At 62.5% G+C, this 20,691-nt stretch carries 21 protein-coding genes; 12 read left to right on the top strand and 9 right to left on the bottom strand.

Annotated features, from left to right (window positions below):
• Positions 1-238 precede the first annotated feature (238 nt).
• The gene (locus B9A97_RS20135; protein WP_084367600.1) at positions 239-2,098 is read left to right on the top strand and encodes an ABC transporter ATP-binding protein; all 1,860 of its coding nucleotides are present in this window, start codon (positions 239-241) and stop codon (positions 2,096-2,098) included.
• A gap of 173 nt (positions 2,099-2,271) precedes the next feature.
• Here B9A97_RS20135 and B9A97_RS20140 read toward each other — a convergent pair whose 3' ends face one another.
• Entirely contained in the window at positions 2,272-2,859 is a 588-nt protein-coding gene (locus tag B9A97_RS20140; protein ID WP_084367601.1) for an NUDIX domain-containing protein, read from the bottom strand.
• A complete protein-coding gene (locus B9A97_RS20145) occupies positions 2,856-4,994 on the bottom strand; it encodes a molybdopterin-containing oxidoreductase family protein (protein ID WP_084367722.1) in 2,139 nt (712 codons plus the stop codon). Before B9A97_RS20145 ends, B9A97_RS20140 begins: the two co-directional genes overlap by 4 nt.
• Before the next feature lie 76 nt (positions 4,995-5,070).
• Between B9A97_RS20145 and B9A97_RS20150 the strand changes: the two genes are divergently transcribed.
• From B9A97_RS20150 to B9A97_RS20160, 3 genes are all read left to right on the top strand, one after another.
• A complete protein-coding gene (locus B9A97_RS20150) occupies positions 5,071-5,922 on the top strand; it encodes a 23S rRNA (adenine(2030)-N(6))-methyltransferase RlmJ (RefSeq protein ID WP_084367603.1) in 852 nt (283 codons plus the stop codon).
• A 141-nt stretch (positions 5,923-6,063) separates the two neighbouring features.
• Positions 6,064-6,804 carry a ribonuclease T2 family protein gene (locus B9A97_RS20155; protein WP_084367605.1) on the top strand — a complete coding sequence of 247 codons (741 nt, stop codon included), beginning with the start codon at positions 6,064-6,066 and terminating at the stop codon, positions 6,802-6,804.
• A 27-nt stretch (positions 6,805-6,831) separates the two neighbouring features.
• Positions 6,832-7,428 carry a glutathione S-transferase family protein gene (locus tag B9A97_RS20160; RefSeq protein ID WP_084367607.1) on the top strand — a complete coding sequence of 199 codons (597 nt, stop codon included), beginning with the start codon at positions 6,832-6,834 and terminating at the stop codon, positions 7,426-7,428.
• Between the two features lie 63 nt (positions 7,429-7,491).
• Here the strand turns inward: B9A97_RS20160 and B9A97_RS20165 are convergent, their stop codons facing one another.
• Complete coding sequence (locus B9A97_RS20165) at positions 7,492-8,133, bottom strand: outer membrane protein (protein ID WP_084367609.1); 642 nt, start codon at positions 8,131-8,133, stop codon at positions 7,492-7,494.
• Between the two features lie 369 nt (positions 8,134-8,502).
• Between B9A97_RS20165 and B9A97_RS20170 the strand changes: the two genes are divergently transcribed.
• From B9A97_RS20170 to B9A97_RS20190, 5 genes are all read left to right on the top strand, one after another.
• On the top strand, positions 8,503-9,270 hold the full coding sequence (locus B9A97_RS20170) for an SDR family oxidoreductase (RefSeq protein WP_084367611.1): 768 nt from the start codon (positions 8,503-8,505) through the stop codon (positions 9,268-9,270).
• Positions 9,267-11,297: an excinuclease ABC subunit UvrC gene (gene uvrC / locus B9A97_RS20175; RefSeq protein WP_084367613.1), complete on the top strand. Its 2,031-nt coding sequence runs from the start codon at positions 9,267-9,269 to the stop codon at positions 11,295-11,297. Before B9A97_RS20170 ends, uvrC begins: the two co-directional genes overlap by 4 nt.
• A gap of 113 nt (positions 11,298-11,410) precedes the next feature.
• Complete coding sequence (pgsA, locus tag B9A97_RS20180; protein WP_084367615.1) at positions 11,411-11,998, top strand: CDP-diacylglycerol--glycerol-3-phosphate 3-phosphatidyltransferase; 588 nt, start codon at positions 11,411-11,413, stop codon at positions 11,996-11,998.
• A gap of 2 nt (positions 11,999-12,000) precedes the next feature.
• Positions 12,001-12,255: a molybdopterin converting factor subunit 1 gene (moaD, locus tag B9A97_RS20185; RefSeq protein ID WP_084367616.1), complete on the top strand. Its 255-nt coding sequence runs from the start codon at positions 12,001-12,003 to the stop codon at positions 12,253-12,255.
• Positions 12,256-12,491: 236 nt separating this feature from the next.
• Positions 12,492-12,965 carry a molybdenum cofactor biosynthesis protein MoaE gene (locus B9A97_RS20190; protein WP_084367618.1) on the top strand — a complete coding sequence of 158 codons (474 nt, stop codon included), beginning with the start codon at positions 12,492-12,494 and terminating at the stop codon, positions 12,963-12,965.
• Here the strand turns inward: B9A97_RS20190 and B9A97_RS20195 are convergent.
• A complete protein-coding gene (locus tag B9A97_RS20195; RefSeq protein WP_084367620.1) occupies positions 12,962-13,858 on the bottom strand; it encodes a branched-chain amino acid ABC transporter permease in 897 nt (298 codons plus the stop codon). The two genes, B9A97_RS20190 and B9A97_RS20195, sit on opposite strands and share 4 nt — an antisense overlap.
• A gap of 56 nt (positions 13,859-13,914) precedes the next feature.
• On the opposite strand from B9A97_RS20195, the gene B9A97_RS20200 reads away from it, so the two are divergent.
• A complete protein-coding gene (locus tag B9A97_RS20200) occupies positions 13,915-14,466 on the top strand; it encodes a CGNR zinc finger domain-containing protein (protein WP_084367622.1) in 552 nt (183 codons plus the stop codon).
• On the top strand, positions 14,463-14,972 hold the full coding sequence (locus B9A97_RS20205) for a hypothetical protein (RefSeq protein ID WP_084367624.1): 510 nt from the start codon (positions 14,463-14,465) through the stop codon (positions 14,970-14,972). The genes B9A97_RS20200 and B9A97_RS20205 overlap by 4 nt, the downstream gene beginning before the upstream one ends.
• Positions 14,973-15,036: 64 nt before the next feature.
• On the opposite strand, the gene ndk is transcribed toward B9A97_RS20205, so the two are convergent.
• From ndk to B9A97_RS20225, 4 genes are all read right to left on the bottom strand, one after another.
• Entirely contained in the window at positions 15,037-15,459 is a 423-nt protein-coding gene (gene ndk, locus B9A97_RS20210) for a nucleoside-diphosphate kinase (RefSeq protein ID WP_084367626.1), read from the bottom strand.
• Between the two features lie 120 nt (positions 15,460-15,579).
• Positions 15,580-16,263, bottom strand: a complete 684-nt coding sequence (locus B9A97_RS20215) for a glutathione S-transferase family protein (RefSeq protein ID WP_084367723.1) — start codon at positions 16,261-16,263, stop codon at positions 15,580-15,582.
• Positions 16,264-16,450: 187 nt separating this feature from the next.
• The gene (locus B9A97_RS20220; RefSeq protein ID WP_084367627.1) at positions 16,451-18,049 is read right to left on the bottom strand and encodes a methyl-accepting chemotaxis protein; all 1,599 of its coding nucleotides are present in this window, start codon (positions 18,047-18,049) and stop codon (positions 16,451-16,453) included.
• A gap of 4 nt (positions 18,050-18,053) precedes the next feature.
• A complete protein-coding gene (locus tag B9A97_RS20225; protein ID WP_084367628.1) occupies positions 18,054-18,344 on the bottom strand; it encodes a hypothetical protein in 291 nt (96 codons plus the stop codon).
• Positions 18,345-18,705: 361 nt separating this feature from the next.
• On the opposite strand from B9A97_RS20225, the gene B9A97_RS20230 reads away from it, so the two are divergent.
• Positions 18,706-19,788, top strand: coding sequence for a GGDEF domain-containing protein (locus B9A97_RS20230; RefSeq protein WP_179145347.1), 1,083 nt, complete (start codon positions 18,706-18,708; stop codon positions 19,786-19,788).
• A gap of 74 nt (positions 19,789-19,862) precedes the next feature.
• Here the strand turns inward: B9A97_RS20230 and B9A97_RS20235 are convergent, their stop codons facing one another.
• On the bottom strand, positions 19,863-20,579 hold the full coding sequence (locus B9A97_RS20235) for a hypothetical protein (protein ID WP_084367630.1): 717 nt from the start codon (positions 20,577-20,579) through the stop codon (positions 19,863-19,865).
• Between the last annotated feature and the right edge of the window lie 112 nt (positions 20,580-20,691).

The following is a 20,691-nucleotide window of genomic DNA, read 5'->3' on the forward strand; positions in this document are numbered from 1 at the left end:
ACACCCCAAATGCCCGGCAAAACAACAGCCGGGCCACAGAACCGCCGTCTGCAAAAACCAAAATCCCAAAAACTCGGCTTTATGCAACGGTCCCCGCTGTGGGGGAGATGCCCGGCAGGGCAGAGAGGGCCTTCTTAACCAGTCCCACGCCATGCCTTCCGGTTGCCGCAGACTCATGGTCTACAGGCGGGCTTGTTGCACAGCCCGTTTTTCTTGCCAGACATTTCCGCGAGCCGCCATGTCCCTTTCAGACCGCATTTTTCGCCCGTTCGAAACGCTGATACGGCCGCTCGATATTCCCTATCGGCCAATGCCCTCGTCCGGGCCATTCGCCGTGCTCTGGCATTTTGCCCGGATGTTTCGCGGGGTCCTCGCAGCGGTTGCCGTTCTCAGCATCTGTGTCGAACTGATCAATCTCGCGGTTATCTGGGGTGTGTCCTTCGTGGTCGATGGTGTGACGCGTGAGGGAGCCGCGCCCTTCCTGTCGGCGAACTGGCATGCACTCGCAATCATCGGCATCCTGATGTTTCCGGTGCAGCCGCTGATCATCTTCGTCACCAGCGCGCTGTCATCCCTGACGCTGGCGGTCTGTATGCCCGTCGCCATGCAGTGGCAGGGGCACAAGGCGGTGGAGCGGCAGGACCTTGCCTTCTTCCATGACCTGTTCGCCGGACAGGTGGCGAGCCGCATCGGACAGGTGTCGAATGCGGTGCGGTCGCAGGTGGCTGTCGTGGCGCAGAGCCTGCCGCATTTCCTGGTGCAGATCATCGGTTCGACCGCGCTGCTCGGCGCGCTGTCGCTGCCGCTCACCGGCCCGGTCGTCGTCTGGACCATCGCCAATGTGTTGCTCGCGGTCTATGCCGTGCCGCGCTATTCCGAGACGGGCCGCAAGACCGCCCGCGCCCGGAGCATGGTCTCCGGCGCCATGACCGACATCTACAGCAACATCCAGATGGTGAAGCTGTTTGCCGCCGAGGACAGCGAAGCCGGCATGATCCGGCGGACCATGCAGAAGACGATCGAGACCCAGCACCAGGAGCGCCGCGTGATGCTGGTGACGGACACGGCTGTCCTGCTGCTCAATGTGGCGCTGTGGCTGGCGATCTTCGGCGTCGGCATCTGGGGGCTGGTGGATGGATTTGTCACCGCTGGCGATTTCGTGGCCTCCGTCGCCATCGTCCAGCGGCTCTCGGCCAATGCGCGGGCGGTGCTGTCGATGGGCCAGCAGATTTTCGAGGCGGTCGGTACACTGCGCGACGCCATGCCGATCATGACCACGCCGCCCACCATCACGGATCGCGCCGATGCAGGCGCGCTGACCGTCAAGCGGGGTGAGATCGCCTTCGACCGGGTCGGCTTCGACTATCGCAGCGGCAAGCAGGTCATCCGCGACCTTTCGCTGACCATTGAACCGGGGGAAAAGGTGGGCCTGGTCGGCCTCTCAGGCGCCGGCAAGACGACGCTGATCAACCTGCTGCTCCGCTTCTTCGACATCAAGAGCGGTGCGATCCGCATCGACGGCCACGACATTCGAGACGTCACCCAGGCGAGCCTGCGCGCCAACATCGGCGTCATCACGCAGGACGTGTCGCTGCTTCATCGATCCGTGGGCGACAATATCCGCTATGGCAGGCCGGGGGCGACGGCAGCCGAGCTGGAGCAAGCTGCGGTCATGGCAGAGGCTCACAGCTTCATTGCCGAGCTGCGGGATGGCGAGGGACGGACCGGCTATGACGCCTTTGTCGGCGATCGTGGGATCAAGCTCTCGGGCGGGCAGCGGCAGCGGGTGGCAATCGCCCGTGTGCTTCTGAAGAATGCGCCGATCCTGGTGCTGGACGAGGCAACCTCGGCGCTGGACAGCGAGGCCGAAGCCGCGATCCAGGACAATCTCGGCCAGTTGATGCAGGGAAAGACCGTGATCGCCATCGCGCATCGCCTGTCGACGATTTCCGAGATGGATCGGATCGTGGTGCTGGACAAGGGCCAGATCGTGGAACAAGGACCGCCGGCAGAACTGCTCGCCCGCGACGGGCTCTATGCCCGGCTGTGGAAGCGGCAGACGGGCGGCTTTATTCCCGAGGTCGAGGAGGCGGTTTGAGGGAGGATGTCTCGGAGAACTCGGATACCTCCCTCTGGTCTGCCGGACGTTCGGCATTGCAATCGATTCACTGGATCGATTGCTCGGCTACGCCGACCATGCCTCACCCCCCACAAGGGGGGAGATGGCTGGCAAGCCAGAGGGGGGTAAACCCAGGCGTCTCCGCCCATACCTCAAAGACCCGATTTGTTCAGCGCCAGCCAATGCAGCAGCATGATGGTCTTGGCGTCGATGATCTCGCCGCGCTCGATCATCGCAAGCGCCTCCGAGGCCTCGATCTCCATGACCTCAATGTCCTCATGCTCTTCCGCGAGCCCACCGCCATCCTCGACGCGGTCGTCGGCGTCGATGTCGGCGTAGAAGAAGTGAACGACTTCTGTTACGGCGCCCGGCGTCATCATCGCCTTGAACAGGAAGCGGACATTGCGCAGCCGATAGCCGGTCTCTTCCATGGCCTCCCGGCGAATAGCGTCCTCGGGCTCGGCCCCGTCGAGCAGGCCGGCCGGCACCTCGATCATGAAGGGCGGGTCGCCCGTCAGGTAGGCCGGAAGACGGAACTGGCGGACGAGAACCACGAGGTCCCGCTGCCGGTCGTAGAGCAGGATGCAAGCCGCCGGCGTACGGTGGAAGATCTCGCGGCTCAGATGGTGGGTCTGGCCATGGCGGTCGGTATAATCAAGGCTGTAGCGCGACATGCGCGTCCAACCATCCGACAGGACTTCGTTGCCCTTGATGACAACGCGATCGGTCTTCTCGCTCATGCCTTTTGCAGCCATACGTGATTGTCGTGGAAGGCGGCGCCGCCATGGGGGGCCACCGCATCGGCGCCGGTCAGCACGTTGATGCCTTCGCCGTCGATATGCGCCTTGTTCGGCCACAGCCCCTCGGCGATCAGCGTGCCGGGCTTGACGACATCTGTCACCCGCGCATGGATGCGCAGGCTGCCGCGCTCATTGCCGATCCGCACGAGATCGCCTGCGGCAATCCCAAGCGCCCCGGCATCCGCAGGGCTGATCATCAGCTCGGGGCGGCCTTCCTTGGCCTGGGACGTGCGGGTCTCGGCAAAGGTCGAGTTCAGGAAGTTGCGCGCCGGCGAGGTCGCCAGGCGGTAGGGATGCGCGGCATCGGGAAGCTCGATGACATCGACCTGGTCGGGAAAACGGGGCAGCGTATCCATGGGGCCGAGGTTGCCGAGCCGGGCTGGCGGCTTGTTGGGGGTAACGGTGCTCTCCCAGTCCGGAGAGAACCGAAACTTGCCGTCGGCATGGCCGAAGCCACCGAGGAAATGCGCCTCCTCGAAGGAGGGCTGGCAATCCAGCCATTTCTCCGCTTCGAGCGTTTGGAGATCGCCACGGCCGCTGGCATTCAGGATGCGATCGATATGCTGGCGTTCATCCAGACCGAAGCCCGGGAAATCCGCCACGCCGAGGCGCTTGGCCAGTTCCTCGATGACGAAGAGATTGGTGCGCACGGTTTCCGGCGGGTCGACGAGCTTCGGCCCAAGCAGAATATGGCTATGGCCGCCGCCGCGATAGACGTCGTCATGCTCGACGAACATGGTGGCCGGCAGCACGATATCGGCAAGTTCCGCCGTCTCGGTCATGAACTGCTCATGCACGGCGGTAAAGAGATCGTCCCGCAAGAAGCCGCGCTTTACCAGCCGCTGCTCGGGCGCAACATTCACCGGGTTGGTATTCTGGATCAACAGCGCGTTGACAGGGCCGCGATGGCGCAGTGCCTCGGCATCGCCGGTCAGCACGCGGCCAATCTGTGACTGGTCGAGCATGCGAATGTCGCGGTCGAGATAGGCCGTGCCCATCAGTTCCGCCTTGTTGATGCGGAAGATATCGTTGTTGTTGTGGAAGGCGCCCCCGCCCTCGTGCTGCCAGGATCCGAGCACGGTCGGGATGGACAGGGCGGCATGCATCGCCACGGCCCCGTTGCGCTGGCGGGTAAAGCCATAACCAAGACGGAAGAAGGTTTTCGGCGTGGTGCCGACGAGGCGCGCGAAACCCTCGATCTCCTCGACCGAAAGGCCCGTGATCGCCGCCGCCCAGTCTGGGCCGCGGGTCTTGAGATGCGCTTCCAGCCCTGCCGGATCATCCGTGTAACGCGCCATGTAGGCGTGGTCGGCATAGCCATCGCGGAAAGCGATATGCATGACGGCGCAGGCGAGCGCGGCATCGGTGCCCGGCTTCAGGATCAGGCCCATATCGGCCTGTTTCATGGTCGGGTTGTCATAGATGTCAATGACGACGATCTTGGCGCCGCGCTCCTTGCGGGCCTTGATCGCATGGGTCATGACATTGACCTGGGTAGCAACCGCATTGGTGCCCCAGATCACCACGCAATCCGATTTGGCCATTTCGCGCGGATCGACGCCGCGCAGCACACCGGTGCCCATGACGAAGCCGGTCCAGGCCATGTTGGTGCAGATCGACCCGAAAAAGCCGGAATATTTCTTGGCGTGGCGCAGCCGTTCGATCGAATCGCGCTGCACCTGCCCCATGGTGCCGGCATAGAAATAGGGCCAGATGGCCTCGGAACCGTTGACCTGCTCGGCCTTGACGAAGGCGTTGGCGATCTCGTCCAGCGCTGCGTCCCAGGAGATCTCCTGCCAGCGGCCTTCGCCCTTTGCCCCGAGCCGACGTTTGGGCGTCAGCAGGCGGCCGGGATGATAGAGCCGTTCGGCATAGCGGGCGACCTTGGCGCAGATGACGCCGGCGGTATAGGAATTGTCAGCGCCACGCACCCGTCCGAGCCTGCCCTCGGTATCGAGATCGATGTCGAGCGCGCAGGCGGAGGGACAGTCGTGCGGACAGACGGTGTGACCCGTTCGCGGGCCAGCATGGCGGGCGGAGGACGACGCGGCGGAGATGGGGGTGGCGATGTTCATGACACTTCTATAGGACAAGGCGAGGTCAGCCAAAAGACCCATTGGAACACTTCGCCAGAGAAGATCGAGGCTCGCGATGAACTATCGCCACATCTACCACGCCGGCAATTTCGCCGATGTGCTGAAACACGCGGTGCTCGCCCGCCTGATCGTTTATCTGCAGCAGAAGGACAAGGCCTTCCGCATCATCGATACTCATGCCGGCATCGGGCTGTACGACCTTTCCTTCGAGGAAGCGCAGAAGACCGGCGAATGGCTCGGCGGTATCGGCGCCTTGATGAAGGCCGAGATTTCGCCTGCGGCGCGCGAACTGCTTGCCCCTTATCTCGATGCGGTCACCGCGCTGAACCCCGATGGCGGATTGAAATATTATCCCGGTTCGCCGAAGCTCGCCCGCATGCTGATGCGGTCGCAGGACCGGCTGTCGGCGCTGGAGCTGCATCCCGACGATGCGAGGGCGCTCGCCCGCCTGTTCGAGGGCGATTTCCAGGTGCGGGTGACGGAACTGGACGGCTGGCTGGCGCTCGGCGCCCATCTGCCGCCCAAGGAAAAGCGCGGCATCGTGCTGGTCGATCCGCCCTTCGAAGAGCCGGACGAATATGGGCGGCTGGTCGATGGCCTCGCGCGCGCCGCCAGGCGCTTTGCCACCGGCACCTATTGCCTGTGGTATCCGATCAAGAAGGGCGCGCCGGTCGCGGAGTTCCACGAACGCCTGCAGGCGCTTGAAATCCCGAAGATGCTGTGTGCCGAACTGATGGTGAAGAGCGACCGTGAGACGACAGGGCTGACCGGCACCGGCCTTATCATCGTCAACCCGCCCTTCACGCTGAAGGAGGAGTTGCACGTGCTGCTGCCGGAGTTGAAGCGCGTGCTGGCCCAGGATCGCTTTGCCTCGCAACGCTGCTTCTGGCTTCGCGCGGAAGCGTGAGGCTGGCGAGCAGCCGGCTTGACCTTGCAAGGGTTTGCCAACATTGTACCGGCATCTTCGGGAGGCAGGCCATGATCTCTGGGTTGGACATCGGAATGCATCGCCACGTCCGAACACGCGTCTGGCTTCGATAGAATCATCATGCAGCGATTTGCCGGTATCATTCTTCTCGCCCTCGTTATGGCCTTCGCCGCAATCTACGCCATCTGGAGCACGCCCGGCGCCAGGCGTCCCGCCGTGGAAGCGGCGACGACCTCGACCCCTGCCCCTGCCCCGGATAAACCCGCTGCGGCGAGCGATATCCCCCTTGGCTCGGGCTTCGATTTTTACGTGTTGTCGCTCTCCTGGTCGCCGAGTTACTGCCTGACGAAGGCCGGATCCGGCAATCGCCAGCAATGCTCGGGCGACCAGGATTACGGCCTCGTCGTTCACGGGCTCTGGCCGCAAAACGAGCAAGGCTATCCCGAATTCTGCGAAAGCACCGAGCCGGAACGGGTATCGGAGCGACTGGGCCGCACATTGCTCGACATCATGCCGGGCATGGGCCTGATCGGCCACGAATGGCGCAAGCATGGGACCTGCTCAGGCCTGTCTCAGGCCGACTATTTCAAGGTCACCCGCGCCGCCTTCGAGCGGATCAACGTGCCGCAACCGTTCAAGGCGGCGACGCAGCCGTCCAAGCTTCCAGTTGACGAGGTCGAGCGGCTTTTCACCGAGGCCAATCCGGGCCTGTCATCGACCGCCATCGCGGTGACCTGCGAGGAGCAGCGCCTGGAGGAAGTGCGCATCTGCTTTTCCAAGGATCTGAAATTCCGGGACTGCGCCGAGGTGGACAGGCGATCCTGCCGCATTCCCTCGGTGTCGGTGCCCCCTATTCCCTGATTGAGTCTTGACCCTAAGGAAGCCCGCATGAAACTGCTTTACGCCCCCGCCTCTCCCTATTCGGCCAAGGTTCGGATGGCGGCAACCTATCTTAATATTCCGTTCGAGGCGGTGAAGGTCGATACGGCAGCCGCGCCGGCGATCCTGGTCGACGCCAATCCGCTGGGCAAGATCCCCACCTGGCTCGCGGATGACGGCACGGCGATCTTCGATAGCCGGGCGATCATGCAATATCTGCACCGTCTTTCGGGCAAGGCGCTCTACCCGCGCAAGGACGAAAAACGGACGGAGGCCGAGGTTCTGGAGGCCTTGTGTGACGGAATCACCGACTGCCTGCTCGCCATCGTCTATGAAAAGCGGCTGCGCCCGGCGGAAATCGTGCACCAGCCCTATATCGACCGCCAGTGGACCAAGGTGGAGCGCGGCCTCAGCCATCTCGAAGCCCATATGCCCAAGCTCGGCAAATCGCTTCATGGCGGGCATTTTTCGATGGCGGCGATGCTGGGTTACCTGATGCTGCGCTTTCCCGGTCAATGGGAGAACGGCCATGTCGCGCTCACGGAATGGCCGGAGAAGTTCCGCGATCGCTTTCCTGAATTTAGCGACTTGCGGCCTGCTGGCTGATCGCCCAAAACGCAGAAAGCCCGGCCGAAGCCGGGCTTTCCATCATTCGCCGAGACGAATGAATTAGAACTTCATGCCAACGCCGACCTTGACGCTGTGGTCGTCGAAGCCGCGCGATACCGTGGTGCCGCCGACGTTGTAGTCGCGGTCCTGGTAGTCGCTGTAGCGATATTCTACGCGAGCCGTGACATTGTTGGTAACCATGGCTTCAACGCCGGCGCCGACGGTGTAACCAGCATGGGTGCGGTCATCCTTGCCACGAGCGTTCGAAATCTCGTTGTTGGTGACGGCCAGACCGCCCGTGCCGTACAGCAGGAAGGGGTTCATGTCGTAGCCGACGCGTGCACGAACCGAGCCGTTCACGCCCTGCTCGCCATGGTAGCCGGCGCCTGCATTGCCGTCCTTGCCATCGTAGCCGATGTCAGCTTCGCCGCCGTATACCAGCTGGCCGTTCTGCATGTTGTAACCGCCGTAGAGCTGACCGCCGAAACCGGTGGTCTTGTAGTCGTCGCCGTTGCGGAAACGACCCAGGCCGTAGGTGCCGGCAGCACCGACGTAAGCGCCAGACCAGTTGCCAACGGGAGCAGCGCTTTCCATGGCAGCCGGTGCTTCCGGGATCTGGTCTACGGCGTCGGCAGCCTGGGCTGCGCTGAATGCGGTGAGGCCAGCGACCGAAGCCACGAGGATCAGTTTGAAGGTACGCATATATAGTCTCCTTTCGAATTCATGCGGCGGGGGAGGTTCATTTTGAGCCACATGAACAAAATAACGGTTAGTCCCTGCCCGATCGCTTGATAATTGGAGGTGAATTGCGGATTTGAAAGAGCCGAAATGTGATCTTATTGTGGCACGGGCGTGACGAAATTTGGATGTTGCTCAAATGTTACAGTAAATTTGTTAACCATAACAGACCGTAAACAGATATACTTGGTGATTAATTGTATTTTATACTTCAGCTCGACTGAGGAAACGCCAGTGCTCCGGAACTAAAAAATGTGGCGGCCAAGTCTTTGCGTCCGGATGACCTGCCCCATATAGGCGGCAATTCTAAAGTTTGAATGGATCGGACCTCCCTTGGAAAAAACTGTGGTAAAAACGGCACTCGTCACCGGTGCAGCCCGCCGACTCGGGCGTGCGATCGCTGAGGACTTGGCGCGCAACGGCTTCAAGGTCGCGATTCACGCCAACAAGTCCGTTGATCAGGCAGAGGCTCTGGCCGCATCGCTGCGCGCAGAAGGCCATGAGGCTGTGGCCATTGGGGCCGATCTGCGCGATGCGGGAGCCACCGCCACGCTCGTCGAGCGCACCAAGGCTGCGCTCGGACCTGTCGGCCTGCTCGTCAACAACGCCTCGATCTTCCTTGAGGATGACGCCGCCCGCTTCGATGCCGAGCGCTATCAGGCGCATTTCGATATCCATCTGCGCGCTCCACTCATCCTGGGTGCGGCGCTCAGGGATCAGGTGGCGCCGGGGCATCAGGGCCTGATCGTCAGCATCATCGACCAGCGCGTTTGGGCGCTGACACCGAGATTTTTTTCCTATACCCTATCCAAGTCGGCGCTCTGGACCGCGACTCGCACCATGGCACAGGCATTTGCGCCCAACGTGCGGGTCAATGCGATCGGCCCCGGCCCCACGGTCAGGAGCGAGCGACAATCGGAATCTGACTTCCAGGCGCAGATCGATATGCTGCCGATGGAACGGGGACCGCAGACCGAGGAATTCGGCCGGACGATCCGGTTTCTTTTTGACACGCCCTCGATCACGGGGCAGATGCTGGCGCTTGACGGTGGACAGCATTTGACCTGGAAGATCCCGGGGGCAGCGGAGATTGTGGAATGACAGGAGGAAAGCTGCCTGACGGCGGCGTTCTCTATGATGGCGACGAAGACGAGGACGAGGATTTCGCAGGCGAGGCTTCGGCCGCCCCCCTGGCGCAGGCGATAGACTGGAGCGAGGCGACCCGCAACGAAAGCGGACTGAAGGGGGCGGACCTCATTGCCGAATTCGTCAAGCACCTGCCAAATGCGCCTGGCGTCTACCGGATGCTGAACGAGGCGGGCGATGTCATGTATGTCGGCAAGGCGCGCTCGCTGAAGAAGCGCGTCTCCAACTATGCCCAGGGCCGCGTGCATTCCAACCGCCTGTCGCGCATGGTGCGCGAAACCACGCATATGGAATTCGTCACGACCCGCACCGAGGTCGAGGCGCTGCTGCTCGAAGCCAATCTCATCAAGCGGCTGCGGCCGCGCTACAACGTGCTGCTGCGCGACGACAAGTCGTTTCCGTATATCCTCATCACCGGCGACGGCGACGCGCCGGCCATCTTCAAGCATCGCGGCGCCCGGGCCCGCAAGGGCGACTATTTCGGGCCGTTCGCCTCGGCCAGTGCCGTGGGGCGCACCATCAACTCCCTGCAGCGCGCCTTCCTGCTGCGCACCTGCACCGACAGCGTTTACGAGACCCGCACCCGGCCCTGCCTGCTCTACCAGATCAAGCGCTGTTCCGGCCCCTGCACCGGCGAGATCAGCAAGCCCGACTATGCGGAACTGGTCTCCGAAGCGCGGGACTTCCTGTCCGGCAAGAGCCAGAACGTCAAGAACGCGATCGCCACTGCCATGAACGAGGCGGCCGAGGATCTCGATTTCGAGCGCGCCGCCGTCTATCGCGACCGCCTGGCAGCCCTCTCCCATGTGCAGAGCCACCAGGGCATCAATCCCGCCGGTGTGGAAGAGGCCGATGTCTTCGCCATACATCACGATGGCGGCCTGTCCTGCATCCAGGTCTTCTTCTTCCGCACGGGGCAGAACTGGGGCAACCGGGCCTATTTCCCGAAGGCCGACCCGCAACTGACAGGGGCGGAAGTGCTGAGCGCCTTCCTGGCGCAGTTTTATGACGACAAGCCCTGTCCGCGGCAGATCCTGTTGTCGGAAACGGTGGAGGAACAGGATCTCCTGTCTCTCGCTCTGTCTGAAAAGGCCGGCAACAAGGTGCAGGTGCTGGTTCCGCAGCGAGGCGAAAAGAAGGATCTGGTCGACCATGTGCTGGCCAATGCGCGCGAAGCCCATGGCCGCAAACATGCCGAAACCGCATCTCAATCCCGCCTGCTGGAAGGCCTTGCCGCCACATTCGGGCTGGAGCGCGTGCCGCGCCGCATCGAGATCTACGACAACTCCCATATCATGGGCACGAATGCCGTGGGCGGCATGGTGGTCGCGGGGCCGGAAGGCTTCGTCAAGAACCAGTATCGCAAGTTCAACATCAAGTCGCAGGAGATCACCCCCGGCGACGACTTCGGCATGATGCGCGAGGTGATGACGCGCCGATTCTCCCGGCTGATCAAGGAAGAAGGCATTCCCGATCGCGCAGCCCCTACGACCGAGGACAGTGCCGACGCGGCATTCCCGGCCTGGCCTGACGTGATCCTCATCGATGGCGGCCAGGGGCAGATGACGGCGGTCCGGGCCATTCTGGAGGAGCTTGGCATTACGAATGCCGTAACCGCCATCGGTGTCGCCAAGGGTGCGGACCGCGAGGCCGGTCGCGAGCGTTTCTTCGCACCGGGCAAGCCGGATTTCTCCCTGCCGCCGCGCGACCCCGTGCTCTACTTCATCCAGCGCCTGCGCGACGAGGCCCACCGCTTCGCCATCGGCTCCCATCGCGCCCGGCGCAAGAAGGAGATGGTGAAGAACCCGCTGGACGAGATCGGCGGCATCGGGCCGACGCGCAAGCGGGCGCTGCTACAGCATTTCGGCACCGCCAAGGCTGTCTCCCGCGCGGGGGTCAACGACCTCATGGCAGTGGACGGCATTTCCGAGGCGGTCGCCCGGCTGGTCTACAATCATTTTCATGAAAATGGCGCGGAGTGACACGCGCGCCTCTCGCAAAGAAGCCACCGTCACCTATTAATACAGATGCCGGTGTTGACGCTTAGGGTCGAACGTCGTCATCTACGCCGGCAGACTCATTGAGACAGGGCATTATGGCTTCGCGCGCTTACAATCTTCCCAATCTTCTGACCTATGGCCGAATCGTCGCCGTGCCATTGATCGTGCTGTGCTTTTTTCTCGAGGGGGAGTTGCAAAGCACCGATTTCGCCCGCTGGACGGCGCTTGGCCTGTTCATTCTCGCCTCGGTCACGGATTTTCTCGACGGCTATCTCGCCCGAATCTGGAACCAGACGTCGAATATCGGTCGCATGCTGGACCCGATCGCCGACAAGCTGCTGATTTCCGTCTGCCTGCTGCTGATGGCCGCCGATACGGAAAAGACGATTGCCGGCTGGTCGCTCTGGGCCGCCATCATCATCCTGTGCCGCGAAATCCTGGTGTCGGGCCTGCGCGAATATCTGGCGGAACTGAAGGTCAGCGTGCCGGTGACGCGAATCGCCAAGTGGAAGACAACGGTGCAGATGGTGGCGCTGGCCTTCCTGCTGGCCGGTCCGGCCGGCGACAAGATCCTGCCCTACACGACCCAGATCGGCATCACCCTGCTCTGGATCGCGGCGATCCTGACCATCTATACCGGCTATGACTACTTCCGCGCCGGGTTGAAGCACATGGTGGACTGACCATGACCAAGCTTGTCTATTTTGCCTGGGTGCGCGAGCGGATCGGCAAGGGCGAGGAGGATCTCGACCTGCCTGACAGTGTCAGGACCGTCTCCGACCTGCTGCAACACCTGCGGGGGCTCGGCGAGGAATACGAGAACGCGCTTCAGTACCCCCAAGCCATCCGCGTCGCGATCAACCAGGAACATGCCGACCACCACGAACCAATCGCCGGCGCGCGCGAAATCGGCCTGTTTCCACCGATGACGGGCGGGTGAGGATCGCGTGAAGAGTTTCTGATGATGGCTGATCTTGCGGATTGCGTACCCCCCTCTGTCCTGCCGGACATCTCCCCCTCAAGGGGGGCGATTGGCAAGAGGCGCAATCACCACTCAAGCGCCGGCGTTGGCAGTTTGCAAGGCGGCTCCGCGTATAGATCTCCCCCCTTGAGGGGGAGATGTCCGGCAGGACAGAGGGGGGTATCCGCCCAAAGTGCCCGCCGGGACGGTGGCGCATGACACGACCAATCCCCACCATCCGCGTCCAGCGCGCGGATTTCGATCTTGCGGTCGAAAACCAGGCCTTGACCGCCGGTCGTCACGACATCGGCGCCGTGGTCTCATTTGTCGGGCTGTGCCGTGACGAGGCGGGCACGCTCGCGGCGCTGGAGCTTGAGCACTATCCGGGCATGGCGGAAGCGGAGATGACGCGAATCGGCGGGCTGGCGATCGAGCGATTCTCGCTGCTGGGGCTGACGGCCATCCATCGCCACGGCCGGATTGAAGCCGGCGAGCAGATCGTGCTGGTGATTGCCGCCGCCCCGCATCGGCAGGCGGCCTTCGATGGCGCCAATTTCGTCATGGATTTCCTGAAGACTTCGGCTCCGTTCTGGAAGAAGGAACATGGCACTGATGGCAGCGCGGGCGGCTGGGTCGAGGCACGGGATGCCGACGATCTGGCGCGGGACAAATGGGCGGGCAAGGATTAAGGGATCGCCCGCTCGCGCCGCGACACGACCAGCACCGCCACCAGCGCCGAAATCACGACCAGGTCGCGCCACAGGATCGGCGCATAGCTACTCCAGAGCGTTTCCGCCAGGCCGACGATCGCCGCTCCCAGTGCCGAGCGCCACGGGACGCCATGCCCGCCCGCGGCGGCGATCAAAACCACCTTCAGCCCGAACATCATGCCGGCGCCGATATCCATCGTTCCGTAATAGGAGGTGGCGAGGATGCCGCAGATCCCGGCCATGCCGCTCGCCGCGACATACGACAGGATGAAGACGGCCCCGGCATCCACGCCGCAAAGGGCCGCCGCCTGAGGATCATCCGCAACGGCCCGCCAGATCAGGCCAGCGCGCGTCCATAACAGCACCGCCTGCCCGAGGGCGATCAGCCCGACCATGATCGCCGCATTGCCAAGCTGAATCACGGTCAGCGTCACGCGAAAACCATCCTCTTCGAACAAGGTGACCGGCACATTGAGGAACGGCGATAGCCATAGTGTGCGACTGTCCATGGCAATCCGCGTGCTTTCGGAGAGCACCACCATCAAGGCAAGTGCCGCGACGATGACCGCGTTCGGGGAGGCGCGATGCAGCGGGCGCATCACATATCGAGCGATCCAGTAGCCCGCCCCCAGCGTGTAGACCATCGCCACGACGGCGCCGAGCGCCAGCGCCGCCGGCAATATCAGATAGAGCCGGTTCCAACCCATCTCGGCAAATAGCAGATAGATCTGGCCGGCAAAGGCGAAGAAGGCGCCGTAGGCGATATCCGCCCGGCGCGTCATGCCGAAGGCGATGGCGTAGCCATAGGCCAGCGCCGCATAGAGGGCGGCGAGTGGCACGGCATTGGCCAGTTGTTGCGCGAGATAGGCCACGGCTTCCCCGATCTTGTATAACTGGTAATATCCATTTTACTGGTTATAATGGCAAGATGAGTTTTGCTTGGACCCCTCACCGTTTCTCCGGCGGCGCTTTGGCGCTTGACCTCGCCAACAGCGTCATCCTGCGCTTCGATCCCGCCCGGCGGGTCGATCGTTTCGCGGATCCCGACGCCATCCTAGCTTTTGTGCCTGCGGCGCAGGCCTTTTGCGCGGAGCGGTGGCTGTTTCAGGACATGGTCGCCACGGACGCGGCGAGCCGCCCTCGCCTCCTGGCACTTCGAGAGGCGATCGATGTCCATTTCCGTCGCCGCGTGCTGGGCACAGACGACCGGAACAGCCTGAGCACCTTGCTGGATGCTGCCTCTCAGGCGCTGCGGCACGCGCCGGCCGACGGCGCGCTAGAAGCCCAAAGCGCCCATTCTGCCCTGCGCCTGATATGCGAGCCCGATCCGCAGCGGATGAAGATATGTGGCAACTGCGGCTGGCTCTTCCTGGACCGCAGCAAGAACCGGAGCCGCACCTGGTGCGACATGGCTGTCTGCGGCAACCGGGTGAAGGCCAGCAAGCACTACAAGCGCAAACGCGGGGAGCCCGAGCCATGAGAGGTGTTGCAACAGCTTTGGGGATCGCCATCGCGCTGGTGGCACTAGCGGGATGTCAGCGCGACAGTGAAGACGGCCCGCTCGCCGTTTCCGGGCGGATGTTCGTGTTCAATTACCGCGTGGCGATTGCCAGCTATCTCGTAACGCTCAATCGCAATGGCGATGTGCCGGCGGGCAGCGTGGTTGAGACAACATTCGAAAATCCGCAAGGAGGCAAAGCGCTGGTGACGCGGCAGAAGGTGTTTCCGAACCAGCCGAAGCTGGAGCTGGAAAGCCCGCCCGTGCACTGCGTGGTCAAGGATCGTCCCTATGCGGTGACGATCCGATTGAGCGACGGCAAAGGTGCTGTCCTGCAGACGCTCGAGACAACAGTCACATCCACTGACGACCAGAGCATCATGCCGGCGAAACCGCTTGTGGTCGGGCCGCATTACGACCGGAATCCGGAGGTCTTCAAGCCTGACGGCACCACCGATTTTTCGCCTGAGACAAGTTGCCCAAAATGAAAAGGCCGGAGCATTGGTGCCCCGGCCCTCCTAATATTCACATCCGGCTTGTGCCGAGATCGTATCAGCCGACGATTTCGGTGTCAGAGAACCAGTACTTGATTTCCTGGGCAGCGGTTTCCGGGGCGTCGGAGCCGTGGACCGAGTTCTCGCCGATCGACAGGGCGTGGGTCTTGCGGATGGTGCCTTCGTCAGCATTGGCCGGGTTGGTGGCGCCCATGATTTCGCGGTTCTTCAGGATGGCGTTTTCGCCTTCCAGAACCTGAACGACGGTCGGGCCAGAGGTCATGCCTTCGACCAGTTCGCCGAAGAAGGGACGGTCCTTGTGAACGGCGTAGAAGCCTTCAGCTTCGCGCTTGCTCATCCATACGCGCTTGGAAGCAACGACGCGCAGGCCGGCGTCTTCCAGCATCTTGGTGATGGCGCCGGTGAGGTTGCGCTTGGTGGCGTCGGGCTTGATCATCGAAAACGTGCGTTCAATCGCCATGGTCTCGTCCTTTGTCTGATGGGAAAGTGGGCGGTTTCTATCCGCCCCGAATCATGAAGACAAGGGGGATCAATGAATTTCACCACACCGTCATATTCAGACTGACACCCTGCCGCGTTTTCAGGCCACGGCCCGGGCGCGTCCGCCGAAGAGATCAAGGCATCGATCGAGCCAGAGGGTCACCGGATCTGCGACCGAAAGATGGGTGCTGCCGGTGGTGATGCGCAGCCACTGGAACAGGCCGACGACGATGTAATCCGCAAACAACGGACCCTCGCCACCCAGGAAGGGCTGGAACTTCAGCATGTGCCGGATCGGCTCTAGTTTGGCGGGAAAGGCCGCAATTTCGGCGTCGCGATTGGACGAGATGTCTTCAAGCGTGCCGCCGAGCCTGCCCTCCCGCGTTCGACGAAAATACTCCCGGTCCACCGGATCCAGCATGTCATGGATCATCTTCACGCCGATTTTCGTGGCGGCGGTATGCAGGACGGTCTGCGAATAGCCTTCGACGAAGCGCGCCATGGCCTTGCCGCCGTCTCCGTTGAAGAGAGAGGGTTGCTCCGGATAGGCCTCCTCCAGATAGAGAGCAATCTGGAAGCTGTCCGAAACCAGCCGGTCACCGTCGCGGATCAGGGGCACGGTGGCGGACGCCCCGTTTTCGATCTGCGGGATCGCGGTGAAGGGCAAGGGCCGTTCCTCGAAATCCAGCCCCTTATGCGCCAGCGCCATGACGATCTTCCAGCAATGGGGCGAGAACGGCCGCGCGGCATCGGTGCCGCAGAGCGAATAGAGGGTGATGGACATGGCGGTCTCCTGACTGATGGTTGTGGCGCCCATCTTTGGTTCAGCGGGCTCCCGGGATCAAATCAGGATATTTGATGCAAGCCATGTCAGATGGTGAAAGGAGCCGGCGCCGGGCTGGTTCCCCTCCCCGAACGAAAAAGCCGCGGAGGTGTTCCGCGGCTTCTGACGTCAGATGAAATGTCGTCGCTCAGGCGGCCCGGCGGGCCGGGGACTGGTACGAGGTAGCTGAACTGATGGAGAAGCGCTGCATCAGCCGTTCCAGCGTGCCGGCCTCATCGGCCAGCGAGGAGACGGCCGCGGAGGATTCCTCCACCATGGCGGCATTCTGCTGGGTGGTGCGATCGATCTGGCCGATGGCCGCGTCGATTTCCGTCAATCCGAGGGACTGTTCGCGGGCGCTGGCGACGATGCGCTCGATCTCCTGGCTGATCGTGTTGACCTCCTGGGCGATGGTCTGCAGCGCCTCGCCTGCCTGGTCCACAAGGGCGACGCCATTCTTCACCTGGGAACCGGATGCGTTGATCAGTTCCTTGATTTCCTTGGCCGCCGTTGCGGAGCGCTGCGCCAGTTCACGGACCTCCTGGGCGACGACGGCAAAACCCTTGCCGGCCTCGCCAGCGCGGGCTGCCTCGACGCCAGCATTGAGCGCCAGCAGGTTGGTCTGGAAGGCGATCTCGTCGATCACCCCGATGATGTTGCCGATTGCCTGCGAGGAGCTTTCGATCTTGCTCATGGCCTGCACCGCATCAGTGACAATGGAACCGGAGCGTTCAGCTCCGTTGCGGGCCTGCGCCACCATGCGTCCGACATTCTCGGCGACCTTGGCGGTCTGGCGCACGGTCTCGGTCACGTTGGTCAGCGCGCCTGCCGTCTCCTCGATCGAGGCGGCCTGACGTTCCGTGCGGGCGGAGAGGTCGTTGTTGGCCTGGCTGATCTGCGCGGTGCCGGTATGGATAACCCTCACCACCTGACCGGCCTGGCCGATCACGCTTTCGAGGTTTTCCACCGAGGCGTTGAACGACAGGCGTAGCCGGTCCAGTTCGCCCTGGAACTGGTCCATGATGCGGTAGCTGAGATTGCCGTCCGAGAGATGGTGAAGCGCGTCCCCGAGCTTGGTCACGGCCAGATTGACGGCAGCGGCCTCGCGCGCCTTTTCCTGCTCGCGCAGCACGCGCTGCTCTTCGGCCTGACGGTCTGACTTGCGGGCCAGTTCGCCCATGGCCGTGGCGTTCTTCTCGGCCGATGTGGCGGCTTCAACGGCTGCATCCGATGCCATGAAGGCGCTGACGACGGAATGGGCAAGCGCGATCAGCACGCCCGACTGCAGGATCAGCACGACCGCATGCAGGACCACGCGCGAAAAATCCGACTCGCCGGGGAAGATCGCCAGCGGCATCAAGAAGAACAAGAGGATGTGGTGGACAGCCACCAGCGCCGCATAGCCGACGATCGCACGCCAGTCGATCCAGACCGCGCAGATCGCCAGCGAGGCGAAGAAATACATGTGAATGTCGATCTGCAGCGGCGAGCCGGAGAAGGAGTAGACCAGGATCGCCACCGTGGCGGCATGGGCCATCGAGGTAACGACACGGGTCGTGGGTCCGATGCGGTCGGCCATCCAGCTTGCGGTGGCCGAGCCGACGATGATCAAACAGGCGATGACCGGCAGGAATTCGAAGCTGTCATGCCCGAGCGCCTCCCGGGCGATGAGCATCAGCATGTTGATCCACAGCAGCGCGACGATGCCTGTGGATGCCTTCTCACGCAGTAATCTCAACGAATTCATAATATTACCCCCGCTGGCATCCAACCGCCAGACTATGATTTAAAACAAGCAGTGCACCCGATTGCCTGAGGCGTTCCGGAAAATCCTCTGCTTCCGAATAGGCGACGGCCAGCCATGGAAAACGACCCTGTTCGACAAACAAGCCACCGGCTTTTCCGATCACCTCCAGCATGCCCTGGGGCGTCTGGGCGGGATCGGCCAATACCAGCACGTAGCGGCCTTGCGGCGCGGCCCAGACCGCCAGGGCCAGGACCAGGAAAAGGCCAAAGTTGATCGCCACAACAGCCCTGTTCAATGCCACTGCTCCTGCAAGCGCCGAAGTACCGTTTGCGCCGCCATGGATTTCATTGAGGCCACGGATACACTGCACTCCTCCAACAGGAGGGAGACTACGCCGACGAGGCTAAGTTTGCATTAATTGCATTCGTCAAGTCTGTGCGCCGACGAAACGGATGGGTCTTGGCCGAGAACGGGGACCACAGCGGTCGACCTTCCGCAGCAAAGCATTAACCCAAGCGAAAACAACAGGCTCGCCAGAACCCCGCCGGTCGGCACCATTAACGCTTTCTACGCAAGATCTTGGCCATGGTCGCAGCCAATGGGGAAAATTCATAGCGAGGTTGGCGAGCCCCAGGGGCCGCCGCGAGGACCAGACAATGAGTGACGTTACGACAGAGCAGACGAATTCCAAGCCGGGCCGCGGCAGCGAGGCCGCCGACAGCCTGCAGAAGGTGGCCCATGCGATGTCGCGCCTCAATGTTCCGGGGTTGCCGCGCAATTACGAACTGTTCCATGAGGCGCTGTTCGGCCATGACGCGGGCCTGACGCGGGAGGTTATGGCGCTCAGCGCGCCGCCGAGCCAGTTGATGCTGGACCAGATCGGCCTGAAATACCGGCTGCCCAGCCATTGCGGCGTGGCCGAGGAGACAGTGCAGCGGGGCGCCGAAGGTGTGCTGAAGTCGCTGACCGCCCAGATCTCCGCCGGTGTCGATCATAAGAAGAGCTTTACACGCGCGCTGGAGACGATCGTGCGCTCGATCCGCGAGGATGAGAGCCGAGGCCTGCGCGATCTGCTGGAAGAGCTGGACTATCTCAGCAGCACGGCAACCGACCTGCTCGTATCCGAGAATGCGCTCAGCCAGACGCTCAATGACGGACTGGAACAGATCCAGGCCTCGGCCAAGGCGGCACTGGCCGCCAATGCGGCGATGCTGCGGGACCGGCTGACCCATCTGCCAAACCGGATTGCTTTCACCAACCGGTTGTCGGCTCTGTATGAAGGCGACACCAATCCCAGCGGCACCGCGCTTATCCTGGCCAATATCAATGATTTCGCGTCGATCAATGCCGAATATGGCGAGGATGCCGCCAACCGCATCCTCCGGCGCCTGGCGGTCATCTTCCGGAAGACGATCAAGAAGAACGATTTCGTGGCACGCATCGGCGGTGACGAATTCGCCTTCTTCTTCGGCGACGTCAACCTTGACGCCGCTCGCGCCATTGCCGAGCGCCTGCACCAGGCTGTGCTGGACAACCTGATCTTTGCCACCGACAGCGAAGGCGAGACTTCCGGCCTGGAACTCGCCATGGGCGTCGCCATCACCGACAGCGCCCTGTCGCCTGCCCAGCTACTTGCCCAGGGCGAGGCTGCATTGGCCTCCGCCCGGAAGAACAGGCGAACACCCGTGGTCGTCTACGCCACCGACAAAGCAGCTTCCAGCTCCCGCCGCGTGGCGTGATCGCACCGCAAGCCCTCATCTGATTACAAACAGTCGGCACCGGCTACCGGCGCCGACTGCATGTCATGTCATCGCTACGCAGCGACGAACTGGTTGTTCTGGGTGAAGCGCACGGAGATGTCGGTTACACCCTGGTAGACGATTTCATAGGCGGCGGTCGAAACGGCCGTGTCGATCACCTGTCCCTGCACGAACGAGCCTGCCAGCACGTAGTAGCGCGGCTTCGGCGTGAACTGGTAAACGAGGTTCGGTTCGAGCTGAACCGCGATCGCCGAACGATTGGACATGGCCAAACCGACATTGACGGACACCTTCTGGCTCGCCTGCACCAGCACGGTCGGGATCGTGTTGTCGGACTGGACAACGATCAGTCCCTTGGTTCCGTCCGTCGGGGCTTTGGGGAAGCCCGGAGCGCCATACGGGAAATTCCCCTGATAGGTCACGCCGAGCGTGTTGGCGTTGTCGATCATGACGCCGACCTGGCTCGCAGTCTGGAAGCTGCGCGGGTTGGTAGTCGTGCCGAGGTCCTGGATGTAGCCGGCGGTGGCCGCATAGTCGATCGTCCACTGGAACTGCGACTGGCTGGGATTGTTCGGAGAGCCCGCTGCCGCACCGCCGACCATCCAGGCCAGCGAAATAGGATCGAAGGACGCGCCGATCACCTTCGGAATGGTCTGAAACAGCGCGAACTGCTGGAACTTCGCATTCTCGTTCAGGATCGTCAGCGTATAGGGCTGCCCGGCTGCGGCCTTGCCGGCAAATTTGATCGTGTCACCCATCCAAATCGTCATGATTTTCTCCCGTTGTGTTGAAGACATGCGGAGCACCTCGCCCCGCATCGTCGGCCGGTCAGCCCATGACGGGTTGCCGGAAGCGATTTGTTGCAAACCGCAAACACAACCC

Origin of the sequence: Rhizobium sp. RU36D (assembly GCF_900176345.1) — a bacterium.
Lineage (GTDB): Bacteria > Pseudomonadota > Alphaproteobacteria > Rhizobiales > Rhizobiaceae > Allorhizobium.